General features: G+C 50.0%; 13 protein-coding genes. 8 read left to right on the top strand and 5 right to left on the bottom strand.

Going from position 1 to position 15,445, the window contains the following annotated elements; genetic code table 11:
• Nucleotides 1–125: 125 nt before the first annotated feature.
• The 5 genes from B153_RS0103230 (at nucleotide 126) to B153_RS0103210 (ending at nucleotide 5,042) form a co-directional block, all read left to right on the top strand.
• Nucleotides 126–1,673, top strand: coding sequence for a S8 family serine peptidase (locus tag B153_RS0103230; RefSeq protein WP_020595228.1), 1,548 nt, complete (start codon nucleotides 126–128; stop codon nucleotides 1,671–1,673).
• A gap of 99 nt (nucleotides 1,674–1,772) precedes the next feature.
• A complete protein-coding gene (locus B153_RS0103225) occupies nucleotides 1,773–2,576 on the top strand; it encodes a hypothetical protein (protein ID WP_020595227.1) in 804 nt (267 codons plus the stop codon).
• Nucleotides 2,577–2,668: 92 nt separating this feature from the next.
• On the top strand, nucleotides 2,669–3,340 hold the full coding sequence (locus tag B153_RS0103220; protein ID WP_026261878.1) for a response regulator transcription factor: 672 nt from the start codon (nucleotides 2,669–2,671) through the stop codon (nucleotides 3,338–3,340).
• Nucleotides 3,337–4,656 (top strand): sensor histidine kinase, encoded by a 1,320-nt coding sequence (locus B153_RS0103215; protein WP_020595225.1) that lies wholly within the window; start codon nucleotides 3,337–3,339, stop codon nucleotides 4,654–4,656. Before B153_RS0103220 ends, B153_RS0103215 begins: the two co-directional genes overlap by 4 nt.
• 14 nt (nucleotides 4,657–4,670) lie before the next feature.
• Complete coding sequence (locus B153_RS0103210; protein WP_020595224.1) at nucleotides 4,671–5,042, top strand: DMT family protein; 372 nt, start codon at nucleotides 4,671–4,673, stop codon at nucleotides 5,040–5,042.
• Between the two features lie 233 nt (nucleotides 5,043–5,275).
• Here B153_RS0103210 and rfaD read toward each other — a convergent pair whose 3' ends face one another.
• Complete coding sequence (rfaD, locus tag B153_RS0103200; RefSeq protein ID WP_020595222.1) at nucleotides 5,276–6,241, bottom strand: ADP-glyceromanno-heptose 6-epimerase; 966 nt, start codon at nucleotides 6,239–6,241, stop codon at nucleotides 5,276–5,278.
• A gap of 274 nt (nucleotides 6,242–6,515) precedes the next feature.
• Between rfaD and B153_RS0103195 the strand changes: the two genes are divergently transcribed.
• Nucleotides 6,516–6,932, top strand: coding sequence for a 6-pyruvoyl trahydropterin synthase family protein (locus tag B153_RS0103195; RefSeq protein ID WP_020595221.1), 417 nt, complete (start codon nucleotides 6,516–6,518; stop codon nucleotides 6,930–6,932).
• A 104-nt stretch (nucleotides 6,933–7,036) separates the two neighbouring features.
• Nucleotides 7,037–8,146, top strand: coding sequence for a lipid-A-disaccharide synthase (gene lpxB / locus B153_RS0103190; RefSeq protein WP_020595220.1), 1,110 nt, complete (start codon nucleotides 7,037–7,039; stop codon nucleotides 8,144–8,146).
• Nucleotides 8,147–8,154: 8 nt separating this feature from the next.
• On the opposite strand, the gene B153_RS0103185 is transcribed toward lpxB, so the two are convergent.
• From B153_RS0103185 to B153_RS0103175, 3 genes are all read right to left on the bottom strand, one after another.
• Entirely contained in the window at nucleotides 8,155–8,937 is a 783-nt protein-coding gene (locus tag B153_RS0103185; protein WP_020595219.1) for a LytR/AlgR family response regulator transcription factor, read from the bottom strand.
• The gene (locus B153_RS0103180; protein ID WP_020595218.1) at nucleotides 8,934–10,130 is read right to left on the bottom strand and encodes a sensor histidine kinase; all 1,197 of its coding nucleotides are present in this window, start codon (nucleotides 10,128–10,130) and stop codon (nucleotides 8,934–8,936) included. The genes B153_RS0103185 and B153_RS0103180 overlap by 4 nt, the downstream gene beginning before the upstream one ends.
• Nucleotides 10,131–10,303: 173 nt before the next feature.
• Nucleotides 10,304–11,335 (bottom strand): sensor histidine kinase, encoded by a 1,032-nt coding sequence (locus tag B153_RS0103175; RefSeq protein ID WP_020595217.1) that lies wholly within the window; start codon nucleotides 11,333–11,335, stop codon nucleotides 10,304–10,306.
• Nucleotides 11,336–11,672: 337 nt separating this feature from the next.
• On the opposite strand from B153_RS0103175, the gene B153_RS0103170 reads away from it, so the two are divergent.
• Nucleotides 11,673–12,779, top strand: coding sequence for a sensor histidine kinase (locus tag B153_RS0103170; RefSeq protein ID WP_211221648.1), 1,107 nt, complete (start codon nucleotides 11,673–11,675; stop codon nucleotides 12,777–12,779).
• A gap of 89 nt (nucleotides 12,780–12,868) precedes the next feature.
• On the opposite strand, the gene B153_RS0103165 is transcribed toward B153_RS0103170, so the two are convergent.
• Nucleotides 12,869–13,480, bottom strand: coding sequence for a carbohydrate-binding protein (locus B153_RS0103165; RefSeq protein WP_020595215.1), 612 nt, complete (start codon nucleotides 13,478–13,480; stop codon nucleotides 12,869–12,871).
• Nucleotides 13,481–15,445 lie beyond the last annotated feature (1,965 nt).

Raw genomic sequence — 15,445 nt, 5'->3', positions numbered from 1 at the left:
CTTAGTTATTTTTGATTATATTGCAAAGAAACTCAAAACCCAGAACAGTTTTGGCGTGTTTGTGAGTTATCAATTTATTTGGTCTCGCCGAAGGGAGGCCGTGCGTTTTCTGACCTAAACAAATCATGATTCTACGCCTAACCGCGTTTTTCTGCCTGTTTATCCATCTGGCACAGGCGCAGCCAAACGAGGGCCACTCCGAAGCACCTAAATACTGGGTTCTGCTTCGCGATAAGGACCTTTCTACGGCTCCTGCTTTGTCGCCCCAGGCGATGACTCAACGACAACAGCAGCATATCCCCCTCGATGAAACCGATCTGGCCGTATCACGAACTTACCTGACGGCCTTAAAACAGGCCGGGATTAAACCCGTTTGTCAATCGCGCTGGTTAAACGCCGTATCGGTCAGGCTTACCAACGCTCAGTATGCTCAGGTGATGGCCATGCCATTTGTAAAAGGTATTCAGGCCATTGACCCAGCCCTTGTGATCACCAGCCTTGAGGTGCCTTCGAAGCTGCAAATGGCCCCGGTTATGACCCAGATTCAGGCTCCGAACTTTGCCCAGGCAGGACTGACGGGTCGTTTCATCAACATCGGGGTGATCGACGCAGGCTTCTTTGGCGCCGATTCGGCCAGTTCGTTAAAACATGTATTTGAACGGCAGGGCGTTAAGCAGGTACGTGATTACGTCAATGAGAAAAAAACACAGAACAACCTGTTGCGTACGCTCGAAACCATGTCCGATTTTCATGGCACCGAAGTGATGGCAGCCATTGCGGGTAGCGATCCGACCGAAAACATTCAGTTTGGCCTAGCTACCGACGCTACGTTTTATCTGGCCCGAACCGACCAGGGCAACCGCGAATACCGGGGCGAAGAAGATAACTGGGTGGCCGCAATGGAATGGATGGATAGCTTAGGCGTACGATTGATTAATACCTCGCTGGGCTATGCCAAAGGCATGAGCAACCCGAAAGAAAACTACGAGCCCAGCCAGATGGACGGCCACACGAGCCTGATCAGCCGGGCGGCTCAGATTGCAGCCGATAAAAAGGGAATTCTTATTGTGGTATCGGCCGGAAACGAAGGGGATGACCGATCCTGGCGTATTATCAGCACACCTGCCGATGCTCAGGGCGTACTGGCCATTGGCGCTACCAACAGTCGACTCTGGAACCGGATTGGCTACAGTAGCATTGGCCCCGAAAATCTTCCGTATCTAAAACCCAATGTTTCCTGCTTTTCACTCTATGGCACTTCGCTTTCGGCACCGGTTATTACGGGTTTTGCGGCTTGTATCATGCAGGCCAATCCGAAGCTGACGAATAAGCAGGTCATGGAAATTATCGAAAAATCGTCGCACCTGTACCCCTACGGCAACAATTACGTAGGCTATGGTGTACCACAGGCCTCAAGAGCATTGGCTTTACTTCGTAATCAGGAACTGCCCGCTACCGCCCGATCAATCAAGGCCAGTGGTAAAACATTTCATTTGCCCGTTGACGGCAGCGAAGCCACGGTATCCGTCTTCCACAAAAAAGATGCGACCCATGTGTTGCAGCAGGAAGCCGCCAAAGTCAATAATGGTCAGTTGACGCTGCGCCGGTCGTCCGGTGAAAAACAGACGACCATTGATCTGAAAAAAGAGGTGGTAGAGGTCATCTGGGAATAGCCGCCTTAGTATGAAGAAAAATTAATTTCCGTTTCAGACAGACCTTATTTGGGGTCTGTAGGTTTGCTTCCGTAATCAACCAGTAATAAACAACTGAACATGGAAACGAACACAAAACTAATGGCTCTGGCTATTCTGGCAGCCTCCCTAACCGCCCCCCTTTCATACGCTCAACAAGTAGCCCCTACCCCGCCCGAACCACCCGTTCCGGGAATCGCACTCAATGACCCTCAACCTGGACCAGATCAGCCTGGCCGACCTGGTCCAGGGAAGCATGGCCGACATCCGGGCGACTTCCGCGGTCAACGGGGTCCGGGTCAGGAACCTCAGGCCCATGGCCTTACTTCGCTCACAACGGTGTCGGGTACAGTGGGGCAATGGATCGCCAACGATGATTCTGTGCTGGATGGATTCACCATCGGAACGGGCTCGGCAGCCACTACAGTCAAATTCCCTTCGCACCTGGGCAAACAGATTCAGCAAGCCATCAAACCAGGCAGCTCAGTGAGTGTAACGGGGTATTCGGATACAACCCCCAGAGGGGAAACTGTTTTCCTACTCAATAGCCTCACAGCTGGAAAATCGACCGTTACGCATACGCCCCCAACCCAGCCTGCTACCCCGCCCGAACCACCAGCCCTTACCACAGCTACCGGCAAAATTGCAGACTACCGAATGGATCGCGAAGGTCGGGTAAATGGGTTTGTACTGGACGATAAAACGATCGTGACCATCCCTCCGCATGTGGCTTACCAGCTTACCAATCTGGCTAAGAAAGGGAACACCATATCCGTTCAGGGCTACCCAAAATCATTGCGCGAAGGGCAGGTACAACTGGAAAAACTCAATATCCTGCGAGCGTCAGTACTGACCATCAATGGACAACAATATCTGGTTAGATAAAATAAAGAGCGGAAGAGTGAATGAGCGAAAGAGCGATTGTTCAGACCACTCATCCGCTCTTTCACTCATTCACTCTTCCGCTCTTTATTACTGTGAAAATTCTAGTCATCGAAGACGAGCGTAAGTTGGCCCGGTTTATAAAACAGGGGCTGGAGCAGAATGGTCATGTTGCCGACTTGACGCACTCCGGCTCTGAAGGACTCGACTATGTAGCCAGCGGTCTGTATGATCTGGTCCTGCTTGATCTGATGCTACCTGGTCAGACCGGCTTCGAAGTGTTGCAAAATCTACGCGCCTTTGGGCTAACGGTTCCGGTCATGATTTTATCGGCCCTGAGCGATCCCGAAAAAGTGGTGCAGGGGCTCGATCTGGGCGCTGTAGACTACCTCCGTAAACCCTTTGATTTCAATGAACTCCTGGCCCGAATCCGGGTACTTCAACGCCGGACAGCCACCAGCGACAATGTGGTATTGCGCGTGGCCGATCTGGAAATGCGCCTGGTTACCCATGAGGTTTTTAAGAATAACGAACGGCTCGACTTGACCAATCGGGAGTTTGCCCTGCTTGAATTACTCCTTCGTCGGTCGGGGCAATTGGTTACCAAAACAGAAATCGCAGAGAAAGTATGGTCGGCAGATTTCGATATGGGCAGTAATGTGATCGAAGTCCATATTTATCAGCTTCGGAAAAAGCTGGATGCAGTGGGTAAAGCGGGTTTGATCGAAACCATTATTGGCCGGGGCTATCGGCTCAAAACGGCATGAGTCTACGTAGTCGGATTGTGCTGGCCGTCACCGTAGTGTTTGCCACTGTAAGCCTGCTGGCGGGTTGGCTAATGCTCAATCGGGCCGAAAAAAGCCTGCAAACCGCCTTTGACCGAACCCTGCAAACCCGAGCCGACTGGCTACTCTCGCTCATTAGTGTCGACCCAGTCGTGTTGCCCCTCCCTACCGACCGGGAGCGAATGCTGGTCAGCTATGAAACCTATGGCCATACACGCGAATTGTTCCGCAGTCCGGGTTTCCCCAATACATTCCGACGGGGTCACCATCAGCCCGGCTTTTCGTACTCCTATCGGTCTGTAACAACCCAAACAAGTAGCAACCCCTTGCCAGAGGGACGGGTTTTATTGACGCTGGCCGTGCCCGATGCCTCTCTTCAACAGGATATACACCAACTTCGCTGGCTCTTTGGCATCGGCTGGTTAATGAGCCTATTGCTGGCTTTTGGAGCGGGATATGGGGTAGCAGGCTGGCTTCTTCGACCCATTCAGAGCATTGTTGAGCAGGCCAACGCGATCAGTACCACTGGCAACAACAGCCGTATTCAACTGCCCAGCAGTCAGGACGAGCTCTATCAACTGACCGATACATTGAACCAGATGCTGGCCCGCATTCAGGAAAATGTTGAGCTGCAACGTAATTTCTTTGGTGCAGCCGCCCACGAATTACGCACGCCATTGAGCATAATGAAAACGGGTCTGGAAGTGACACTGGGAAATGGCCAACTTGATGCAACGGCAAACGCTTTTCTAACCGGACAATTGGACGAGGTCAGTCGGTTAGCCCGGCTTATCGATGAATTTTTAGTACTCAGTCGACCAGATGTTCATACGCAACCGCTTAATCTGGTGTCGATCAATTTATCGACTTTACTGACGAACTGTCTGACTCAGCTACGTGTAATAGCCAGCGATTATGAAGTAACTCCCCGCCTTGATTTACCAGCGACTACCGAAACAAATGTCCAAACTGACGCTGTCAAACTGGAACATATTCTGCTTAATCTGATCGAAAATGCAATTAAATACGCTGTAGCAACTCATGACATTACCATTCGGCTCCAGCGCACAGGAGCCAACTGGCAACTCGATATACAAAATCAGACGGTTCGGGAAAGTGGCCCTACGCTCGACCTGACGCAAGCCTATTTTCGGGCCGATCCACTCAAAGAAGGCCATGGTTTGGGACTTTGGATAAGCCATCGCCTAACAACCTTACTCCATGGTGAGTTACATCTAAACTGGCAGAATTTCACATTTACCAGCACCTTAATTTTGCCAGTCGAATCTAAAAAGTAAGTTATCATTTACTCATGAAGGCACTTTATTGCATCCTGCTTTTAACGTTATCGAACGTATTTATGACGCTGGCCTGGTATGGTCACCTCCAATTCAAACAGTACCCAATCATAGCCAAGCTATCGCTCTTTGGCGTGATTATGCTTAGCTGGGGGCTGGCTTTTTTCGAATATATTTTTCAGGTTCCGGCCAACCGCATCGGCTCCAACGAAACGGGTGGCCCCTTTTCTCTTTTCGAGTTAAAAACCATCCAGGAAGCCGTATCGCTGACGGTTTTCACCCTCATCACGGTTTTTCTGTTTAAAACCGATAAACTGGCCTGGAATCATCTGGTAGGGTTTGCCTTCATCGTTGTGGCGGTATTCTTCATTTTCAAAAAATGGTAAATCCAACCTAGGCTGTGGCTTCATGGCTAGCCTGGTGCTGATCAACAAAGCATCGGCTAGCCGTGACTACCGTTTACTTTCAGCCTGTAAACGGGTAATCAATGCTATTTTTCGCTAATATGGCTCAGTATAGCGGCTCGTCGATGAGAACACAAGGTCTACCTGAAGGCTACTGGTGTAGACGCCCTGTAGTGGGTTAACAGGAAATAGCGTTGAGAAAACCGGCTACTAAACTAGAGGTATTCGTCTTTATTCAGATAGCTTCTGACATAATCGGCAATGCCTTCTTCGAGGGAACAGAATGGCCTATCGTAACCAATAGACCGGAGTTTGGACATATTGGCCTGCGTAAAATACTGATACTTGTCGCGAATGTCGGCAGGAGTGTCGATAAAGTCGATCTGAGGTTCGAGCCCCAGGGCATAAAATGTATTTTTGGCCAGATCGAGAAAAGTGCGGGCTTTGCCGCTACCCAGGTTATAGATGCCTGAATTCCGTCGATGGTGCATCAGAAACGAACACACCTCAACCAGGTCTTTCACGTATACAAAATCGCGCATCTGTTCACCATCCGCAAAATCGGGATTATGTGACCGGAATAATTTCATCCGCCCCGACTGTTTGATCTGGTTGAATGCGTGAAAAATAACCGATGCCATCCGGCCTTTGTGGTATTCATTTGGGCCATATACGTTGAAGAATTTCAGACCAGCCCAAAAGAAAGGTTTGCGTTCCTGCTCCAGCGCCCAAATGTCAAATTCATTTTTCGAGTCGCCGTAGGGATTCAGCGGTTTTAATTGCGGAATCAGGGATTCATTATCATCATAACCTAACTCGCCCATTCCATACGTAGCGGCCGATGAAGCGTATACCAGCGGAATCTGGTACTCAATACACCGATTCCAGATCTGCTTGGAATACTCGACATTCAGATGCTCGAAAATATGGCGGTCAAATTCCGTTGTATCCGTACGGGCACCGATGTGAAAAATGAACTCTACTTCCTGATAATTCTGGTCCAGCCAATCAAAAAAAGCTTCCCGATCTACACGTTCCTGAATTCGTTTTCCAGCCAGATTTGCTTCTTTTTCCGGGTATGAAAAATCATCGACCGCAATAATAAAATTGAAGTTTTCCTGATTTAACTTGCTGATTAAACAACTTCCGATAAAACCGGCGGCTCCCGTAACTATAATCATAAAGTGGTAGTCGTAAACGTGTTTATATTGGCAATTAGATGGATGTCAGCCTTAATGAAGTGAAATTGGCTGTAAAGATACATCTTTTCTATTGGACAATTGACTATCGGATTCGTTGATTAAATTGTATTTTTCAAATATGAAATCTTTTTAAATGTCAATCTAACACTTATACAAACCCCGGTATGTTTTTATAAGGCAAGTTCGATTCGTATTTTTGCTGATTCATTTAAACATGGGCGTTTCTGGCAACCGCCCCATATAAACCAGAACTATGGTATATATCAATCGAATTGAGCATTTTAATGCGGCTCACCGGCTGCATAATCCAGCGTGGTCGGAGGAGCGAAATCAGGAAGTTTTTGGTCCCTGTGCGAATGCAAACTGGCACGGCCATAATTTCGAACTCATTGTAACCGTGAAGGGGGAACCCGATCCCGATACGGGTTTTGTGATCGACCTGAAAGTACTGGGCGATATTATTCGCCGGGAAGTTATTGATAAAGTAGATCACAAAAATCTGAACCTCGACGTCGATTTTATGCAAGGCAAAATGGCGAGTTGTGAAATTCTGGTGATGGAAATCTGGAAAATTCTCGAACGAGCCCTGGCCCCCGTAACCGAAGCGCACCTGCATCAGATCCGGCTCATCGAAACGCCCAAAAACTCGGTCGATTACTTCGGCGAATAAGCTTTACCTGTCATTAGTAGTCACTACTGGTCATTCATAGTCATTTATCGTTTTTGTGACATGAACGACTAGTATTGACCAGTAGTGACTTTGAATGACCAGTAATGACGTATTACTTAATTGCAGGCGAACGATCGGGCGATTTACACGGCGCCAACCTGATTCGGGCCATTCGTCGTCATGATTCAGCGGCCACCTTTCGAGCCTACGGCGGTGAGCAGATGGAAGAGGCCGGTGCAAAGCTTGTTCGGCATTACCGCGACATGGCCTTTATGGGGTTTCTGGAGGTGGTTAAAAACCTCGGAACCATTCGCCGGATCATGCGCGAATGTCAGGCTGATTTGCTGGCACACCGCCCCGATGTACTGATTCTTATCGATTATGCCGGTTTCAATCTCCGTATGGCCCGTTTTGCCAAACAACACGGCATTCGGGTTTTTTACTACATTTCGCCGAAGGTATGGGCCTGGAATCAGCGTCGGGCGTTGAAAATCAAAGCCAGTGTCGATCGGCTGTTTACGATTCTGCCGTTCGAAACCGATTTCTTTGCTAACTACGATTACCGGGTCGATTATGTTGGCAATCCGCTCCTGGATGCGCTGGCCGATTTCCAGCCAGATCCAGGTTTCCGACAAAAAGCGGGGCTGGACGAACGCCCTGTTATTGCGCTTTTGCCTGGGAGCCGTCGTCAGGAAATTACGTCCATTCTACCCACTATGCTTCAGGCAACCCGGCAATTTCCAGCGTATCAGTTCGTGGTCGGTACGGTCAGCAATTTGCCTGACTCTTTATATGATCGGCTATTAGTCGACTATCCAACGATTAAACGCGTAAACGATGCCGCCTACGACCTGCTCCATGTGTCGGTAGCGGCCCTGGTGACCTCAGGAACCGCTACGCTCGAAACAGCGCTGCTAACCATTCCGCAGGTGGTTTGCTACAAAACCACGGGTATTTCGTATGCCATTGCCAAACGGCTTATTGCCGTACCGTTTATCTCACTCGTTAATCTGATTGCCGGGTACGAAGTTGTTAAAGAACTGATCCAAAACGACCTGACACCCGAACGAATCACGACCGAATTGAAGCAGATTTTACCGGGAGGAGCCAAACGGGCAGAGCAACTGGCAGGCTATACCGCTATTCAGGCAAAAATGGGCAGCGCCGGTGCATCCGAACGGGCAGGTCAGTTAATGGTTGACGCATTACGATAACCTCTCACCTACTTGCCCATCCAGTATTTAAAATCGCTGACTTTTTCGCGACTCACGAGCGCTTCTTTATCAAAAACGGGCCGCAGGGTCAGTGCCAGTCGATTCCCAAAATAGGGTTGGATCTGATCGACAGCCTGATGCGTCACGATAACGCCCCGGTTGATCCGAAAGAAACGGGACGGATCCAGCGCATCGGCAATTTCGTCCAGTGTATAATCGACCAGGAATTTCTGGCCCGTGTGCATGGTAAAGAAGCTGTACCGATCTTCGGTGAAAAAATACGCGATGTCGGTCACCTCAACCGATAGCATCCGTTGCCCCTGCCGAACCAGAAACCGCTGACGATAATCGCGGGTCGATTGGTTCTGAAGTTGCTGCAGGAGCTTTTCAATATTCAGACCGGGCGAAACTGCCGACCGACTACGCAAATCCTCATACTTCTGAAGGCTGCGCTGTAGGTCGTCGCGCTGGATAGGCTTCAACAGGTAATCGATGCTATTGACTTTAAACGCCTGAAGCGCGTACTCGTCGTAAGACGTTGTAAAAATGACGGTACTTTTTACTGTGGTCCGCTCAAAAATTTCGAAGCTTTGCCCATCGGCCAGTTCGATATCCAGAAAAATCAAATCGGGGTCAGGCTGTCCGGTTGCCCGGAGGTTTTCGAGCCAGGCTACTGTATCGTCGATACTAGCCGTTATGCCCGTTACGGTCAATGTCGGGGCTACTTCCTGCAATAATTTCTGAAGTTTGCGAACCGCTAATTCTTCATCTTCAACGATCAGAGCGTTCATGCGTTTGTGTGTTTTTTCGCCAGCAGCGGTAATGTTATCGTAAAATAGTCAGGTCCCGTTTCTATCGTAGGCACCGGGCAGGCCAGTAGTTCGTATTTCGCCTGAATGTTGTTCAAGCCAACCTGAGTGGACTCCATCTTCGCCGTCTCGGCCCGGCTGGTTTTCTTCTGAAGGTTGTTTCGTACCACAAGGTTTCCCTGGTCGGTCGTCAGAATGTCGATGCATAAAGGTCGACTTGCCAGAATGACATTATGCTTCACCGCATTTTCGACCAGTAGCTGCAGGGTCAGTGGTGGAAGCAGATACTGCCGATAGGGTTCGGCGACCTGTACGTTCAATTGCAGACCATCGCCATGCCGGGTTTTCAGCAAATGAAAATACGAGTCAATAAAGGCAAGTTCGTCGTCGAGCGGGGTCAACTCATCGGCTTCATCACCAGTCGATGTTTGAAGACTGAACAGCGACTTTGCCCCCGCCAGATTGGTAGACCGGTAACTGGTAGTTGCCGATACACTGGAACGTTGGTTGGTTTGAAGCATGTAGCGATATACGCGGGCCATTTGATCGACAAACTGCTCGGCCCGTTTGGGCTCTTCGGCAATCAGCGACGACAGGGAGTTCAAGCTATTGAACAGAAAGTGCGGATTGACCTGACTTCGCAAGCCCTGCAACTGCCCCCGCAGGTTTTCTTTCTTCAGTTTTTCCTTATTCATCTGGTACTGCTGCCAGCGGTATATCGAATAGGAGGTTTCGTAGATACCTACCAGCAGGAAAATGGCCACCAGATCAAAACCGAATACGGTAGGTACGGTTTCGTACGTCAACTGCGAATTGAACGGTCGAAATCGGATAAACAACCAGGTGTATACCGTCAGAAAACCAGCCGAAAGACTAATAAAAGCCAGACAGAGCAGGCCAGCCCTCAGGAGTGTCTGGCTTAATTCGGGATAGCGTCGGGCTATGGCATCCGCAACCCAATCGTGGCTGATAAACGCGATCGTCGACAGAAGCCAGACAAACAGGGTCGCTCCCAGAAACGTGCCCAGATGCTGTAGGTATGCCTCACCAACCAGGAAGTAGGTAATTAGTGGAACGAACCACGGCATCAGCCACACATACGCCCACCCGCCCCGCGTCGTCAGGCGTAGCCAACGGCGCGCACGGTCAAAATAGGTTGTGGTACGTGTGGACATTAATCGGGTACTTTATGTGTCGATGAAGGTAAAGATACGGCGCTAAGCAGCGCCAATACCAGGTTACTTTGTACCAATTGGCTATAAAATGTTGTGAATTGCAGAAAAGAGCTTACATGCTGACCTGCCGGTTTGCTGCAAGACCAGCGTGCTCGGCTGGCTTTCGTTTTTTTTCATACCAGATTAGGGGTTAATAAAGGAATTTCGACCCGAAACTGTTTGTCATCCACGTCTACCCTGATGGGTTTCTCCGTCAATAAACGGTATTTGGCCGTCAGACTTCCTAAGCCCGGTCCACCCGTTTCCAGCCGGACCGATCGCAGCTGTCGATTGTTGGTTACCTGAACCCAGCCCGAATCTGTAATCGAAATAGCAATACAAAGCGGGTTTGTAGCCGCCATCGCATTAAATTTAATGGCGTTATCGACCAGCGTTTGTACACTAAGTGTGGGCAATGTATAGGCGGCATATCCATTATTCAGCAGGGAGGGTAGAGTAATCTGAAGGCTCGGCCCATACCGAACAGCCAACAGGTCGGTATAGGCCTGAATGAAATTCAATTCAGCCTGGAGGGTGGCCAGTTCTCCAACGTTTCTGGCCGCTGGCTGCCCATTACGCCGATCAGCCTGTAGCATATAGCGGTATACAACGGCCAGCTTATCGACAAATCGCTCGGCCTGTTGAGGCTCTTCATGAATCAACACCGATAGCGAGTTGAGCGCATTGAACAAAAAGTGAGGATTCAACTGCCCTTTAAGGGTATCGTACTGATGCTGAAGGGCTACCCGCTGCAACTGCTCACTTTCAGTCATGTCCTGTTTCCAGCGGGCATATGTATAAAATAAGCCGAGGGCTACACACAGAAACACATCGAAAATACCACCTAACAGCCAAATGGGCCGAACAGCAGCCCAGCTAAACTGTACTCCCGTTACTGGAACCAGGCTATAGACCCACACATCGAAAATAGCCAGCCCAACCGTTAGGCTTAACACACTGATCAACATCACCAGGGAACGCCGAATGGTCTGGTGGGCTGCCGGATAGCGTCGTATGGCCCACCAGACCGTACGTGTCAGGGTAATAATCGAAAGCCAGTACAAGCCAAACACAAGGCCGGTGCCAGCAAGAAACCTCGCCGGGTCGCTGAAATACGAAGGGCCAATAAAGTAGTAATTACCAATTGGAAACAGAACAGGCATCATCAGCAGATGATACCACCACTCGTATTTAGAAAAAAGTTTCGGTCGACAGATAGGCACTAGTTACAGGCTATCAGCTCGTAAAGCAAGCCGAAGCACATAGTCGAAGTTGGTCAATACCCGGTAAACCTTTGGGTCAGCGCTGCACGAATTGTTAAAAATGTTGGATGAACTGCAAAAAAACGTGTATGAACTGTTTCAGGCCTTTCGAAAGGCTATACATTACCGGCCAACTGTAGAAAGATTTCTACAGTCAGCACTTAACCGATACCTAAATGGTCATAAGCACGGACTGACAATCCATGTATATTCGCCACAATCTATTAATTTAGTAGTTTGTATGGTCATCTATAGATACTGGCCCTTCCTGTCCATGCTCCAAACTGGTTACCAGCGCCTGACTTCCTTTTTTTCGAAATGGGAGCTTTGGTATCATGCCTTAGTAATGCCAATCCTGTTTCCCGTTGGGCTTTATTATTTAATAGGGCCGGGGTTTCTGTCCGATTGGCGGGTCTTTGTAGCCGGACTGCTGATTGGCAGTCTCAATTATGGGCTGTCCGTTTTTGTATTGACCTTATTGGTACGCCAGATCATTGCCTGGTTTCCCGACGTAAAGCAGACGGTTGCCCGAACCCTGGTCATGCTGGGTCTGGTTTTGATTCTTACTGCCTTAATTACTACAGCCGCCCTGTTTCAGTTTAGTCTGATTCCCTGGTTTGGTACGCGATTCGACTGGCCCACGATTCGTGCTTTATTTTTACTGGATGTCGTTTTCGATATTTTCCTCTGCATTACCCTCAATGCTTTTTATGCGTATCGGCAGTGGTCAAACGACCAGACCGAGAATGAACAGCTACGGCAGGCCACGTATCAGAACCAGCTCGACGCGCTGAAAATGCAGATCAACCCGCATTTTCTGTTTAACAGCCTAACGTCGCTCTCATCGCTGATTGGTGAAAACCGCCAGCAGGCCAGTCAGTTTGTTGACGAGCTTTCGAAGGTCTATCGCTACCTTTTGCAGGCCAATCACCATGAGCTGGTGCTTCTCCAACAGGAACTGGATTTCATCAGGAGTTATGGCAACCTGCTCCAGACCCGCTACGGAGCCAGTTTACAGATTTCGTATCAGATTGATAGCAACTATCTCGACGCTAGTTTACCGGCCTTAACTCTACAGGCATTAATCGACAACGCCATGAAACACAATAGCATGGCGGCCAGTCACCCTTTACGCATTCACATACAGACAACCCCTGAAGGCAAATTACTGGTTCAGAATAACTTACAACACAAAACCAATAAGATTGAACAAATACAGGCCCGCCTGACAAACCTGGTAAACCGATACCGTTCGCTGGGCCATGGCGACCTGATGATTGAAGAAACCAGCACGCATTTTGGGGTTCTGATTCCTTTGGTAACGCATTCCGTAGACGCTATAGGGTAGGCCCATAAAACCTTACTGGGTTCATCAAACAGCAGCGTATATTCTTCTGTCCAATGAACCCAGTAAGGTTTTCTGTATTGCCCCGTCAATTAATTAGACGGTCGGGTAACGATAATGTAATCCTGATAAAAGGAGGTGCCCGACTTCCCCTGAATTCGGATCCGGTTGCTGCCTGCGTTCAATGAAATCGTCAGACTATACATTCGTTTTCCTCCATCGGTTCCTTCCAGCGGAAAATCAATCCCTGTTCCTGAATTTATGATTATAGTCCCCAGACCAGGCGTTTGCGAGTTGGTCTGATAACGTATGGTCAGTGTGTAGTTGGAGGCCGTAGTCGGCACATCAGAAATGGCATACAATAAATAATCACTGCCAGCCGTATAGGGTCCACGCACATTATTATCGCCCGGTGCTCCCGAATAGGTCCCCGTTCCGGCGGCATCTTCGGCCTGTATTTTTCGGGAAAAGGGGGGAACTGTATTTCCCCCAGGTTTAATCAGTGGAGGGCGAGTCCCTGCGGGAATCACAGCGCCATTGTCGAGCGTGAGGGTAAATCCTCCGGCGCTGGCAGCCGCTTCGAAGGCCGCTTGCCCGGCACTGTTGAGTGGATACACATCGGTGTCGCGTGTGGTGGTTGCCTGATAAATTTCCTGCCCATCGCTGGTGCGACGGATTCGTACTAGCTGCGTACCAATTGCCATAATAAGGTGCTTAATGTAGGTGCTGGTGGATTTGAAACCTGTGCTCTAGACACAGAGGGATTGCGAATAAATTAAAAAAGGAATTGAACGGTGTTGAATAAAGCCAGCTTGCTGCCCTGCAGATTCACCTCAATCATCACATTGGGGACCGGGTTGAGAATCACCGTCTCGTAGCTGTGCTTACCCCGGCTGGGATCGAAGACCCATACGTCGACTGCGTTTTCCTTGATGCGATACATCGCATCGGGACGACCCCGACGAGCATTGGGCGTGTTGACATACGGCCCGTCGAAGGCCGAAGCATGTTCCAGAATGGTGGTGCCGTCGGTCTTGGGTTCGACCCACACCCCACTGTCCTTGAACTGATAGCGGCAGTACTGCCAGGGGGTGCCTTCGGTGCGGGCACACTGGGCGTAGTAGTAGGCGGCTTCGAAGCCCGCATCGTGCCAGCGGCAGGGNTCGGTTGGGTAGCCNGCCGAGGTGATNGGGGCCGGGGTGTTGGCCACTTTGGGCTGCCAGGTCCAGGTGCCACTGGCTGCATTCGGGTCACCTGCTTTCACCTCATTGGGGTTAGTACCGAACTGGTCGTACTGACTTCGGACGTCGAAGACCATGTAGCCGATGGTGCGGCAGAAGCCAATGCAGAAGATGTTGCCTACCTGCCAGTCGTAGTCTACCTGCGGATGTCGGTCAGTTTTTAGCGTTCCTAACGTACCAACCGTACGGCTATACTGATAGCCCGTATGCAAGTTGCCGTCATTGGGGTCCAGGGCTTCAATTTTCCCCCAGTCGAGGTAGATTAGCTTGGAGGGGGCAATGCCGGGTCGGGTCTCATCCATACCCTTGGCCATCACTTCGGCCGCAAACGCTTTGTTGTAATACCGGCTGGCGTAGTCGGGCGTATCGGCATAGTGCTTGATGATGGCCCCCACCCCCTTATTTCTCAAAATGGAGAAATAGCTACAGGTTTGCCGGGCACCATCTACCGACAGGATTTTACTTTTAAAAAGGGGCGCGTTGGGCATGGTGTTGCCTCCTCCAGGCACCTGGTAGTTCCAGGGATCGCCATTGTAGTTGGCCGTACCACCATAAGTACCAAAATCCCGGTAGGGAATGCCCAGCGAGTTGAGGGTAGGATCAGCATATTTTCGTCTGCGGGCTTCGTACCAGGCCGAGTACTGGGGAGCGGTTTCCGGCATACCATAGGCGCCTTCCTGAATCTCGTTGGCCTCAAAGAGGGCGCAGGGAATGGTGTTGCTGGCCCGGTTGATGTCGTCGGTGCTGAGGCTTTTTCCGGGGTAGGATCCGGCTTCGGTTCCGGTATAGGGTCCGGGGGCACCGGGGATGGCCAGGTTGATGCTGTGTGTCCAGTTTACCCGTTGACTACCGCCAACATTCGTATCCATGGCAGCGACCACGCCCCCCCTGCGCGCAGACACGACACTATCGGAAGTTGTATCGAAGCGTTTGCGCACAATTGTAAAGATCCGGTTATCGGGTATGGTAAATGAAGGCGCATCTTTCGAACCGCGCGACTGCCAGATGTCGGTTGGGGCCAGCCAGGATGGTCGTGTCACCCGATAGGGCAAAATGGACGAATCGGTGGGAGACGGATCGGTACCCAGAAACAATTGTACGAACGCTCTTCGTGTCCAATTGAAGGGATGGTCGGTATTCCACGCAATAGCCAGTTGAATCGAGATACTATCTCCCGGCCTGAAGTCATAGGTGGTGGGCAGGCTCTTAACAGCGGGCATTCCCCCTATAAAGTAAAACGTAGACTCGCCAGGATTCAGCGAAAACTGGGCTGCATTTACGATACGGGCTTTGCCGTTGTTCCATTCAACAACTGGCGTAAACAGACTAGGATTGGCGACTATTGTTTGAACCGGAATCGTACCAACGGGTGTAAAATCAGCATTAGCAGCCGACACATAGGTGTCATAAACAATAGATTCGGGGGTA

The sequence above is a fragment of the Spirosoma panaciterrae DSM 21099 genome (assembly GCF_000374025.1).
Classification (GTDB): Bacteria; Bacteroidota; Bacteroidia; order Cytophagales; family Spirosomataceae; genus Spirosoma; species Spirosoma panaciterrae.
This window is presented reverse-complemented; position numbering and strand designations above follow the sequence as displayed.

Bases quoted from the DNA above. Each gene is read 5' to 3' on its own strand.
- B153_RS0103230 (WP_020595228.1), top strand. From the start codon at position 126: ATGATTCTACGCCTAACCGCGTTTTTCTGCCTGTTTATCCATCTGGCA.
- B153_RS0103225 (WP_020595227.1), top strand. From the start codon at position 1,773: ATGGAAACGAACACAAAACTAATGGCTCTGGCTATTCTGGCAGCCTCC.
- B153_RS0103215 (WP_020595225.1), top strand. From the start codon at position 3,337: ATGAGTCTACGTAGTCGGATTGTGCTGGCCGTCACCGTAGTGTTTGCC.
- B153_RS0103210 (WP_020595224.1), top strand. From the start codon at position 4,671: ATGAAGGCACTTTATTGCATCCTGCTTTTAACGTTATCGAACGTATTT.
- rfaD (WP_020595222.1), bottom strand. From the start codon at position 6,241: ATGATTATAGTTACGGGAGCCGCCGGTTTTATCGGAAGTTGTTTAATC.
- B153_RS0103195 (WP_020595221.1), top strand. From the start codon at position 6,516: ATGGTATATATCAATCGAATTGAGCATTTTAATGCGGCTCACCGGCTG.
- lpxB (WP_020595220.1), top strand. From the start codon at position 7,037: ATGACGTATTACTTAATTGCAGGCGAACGATCGGGCGATTTACACGGC.
- B153_RS0103185 (WP_020595219.1), bottom strand. From the start codon at position 8,937: ATGAACGCTCTGATCGTTGAAGATGAAGAATTAGCGGTTCGCAAACTT.
- B153_RS0103180 (WP_020595218.1), bottom strand. From the start codon at position 10,130: ATGTCCACACGTACCACAACCTATTTTGACCGTGCGCGCCGTTGGCTA.
- B153_RS0103175 (WP_020595217.1), bottom strand. From the start codon at position 11,335: ATGATGCCTGTTCTGTTTCCAATTGGTAATTACTACTTTATTGGCCCT.
- B153_RS0103170 (WP_211221648.1), top strand. From the start codon at position 11,673: ATGGTCATCTATAGATACTGGCCCTTCCTGTCCATGCTCCAAACTGGT.
- B153_RS0103165 (WP_020595215.1), bottom strand. From the start codon at position 13,480: ATGGCAATTGGTACGCAGCTAGTACGAATCCGTCGCACCAGCGATGGG.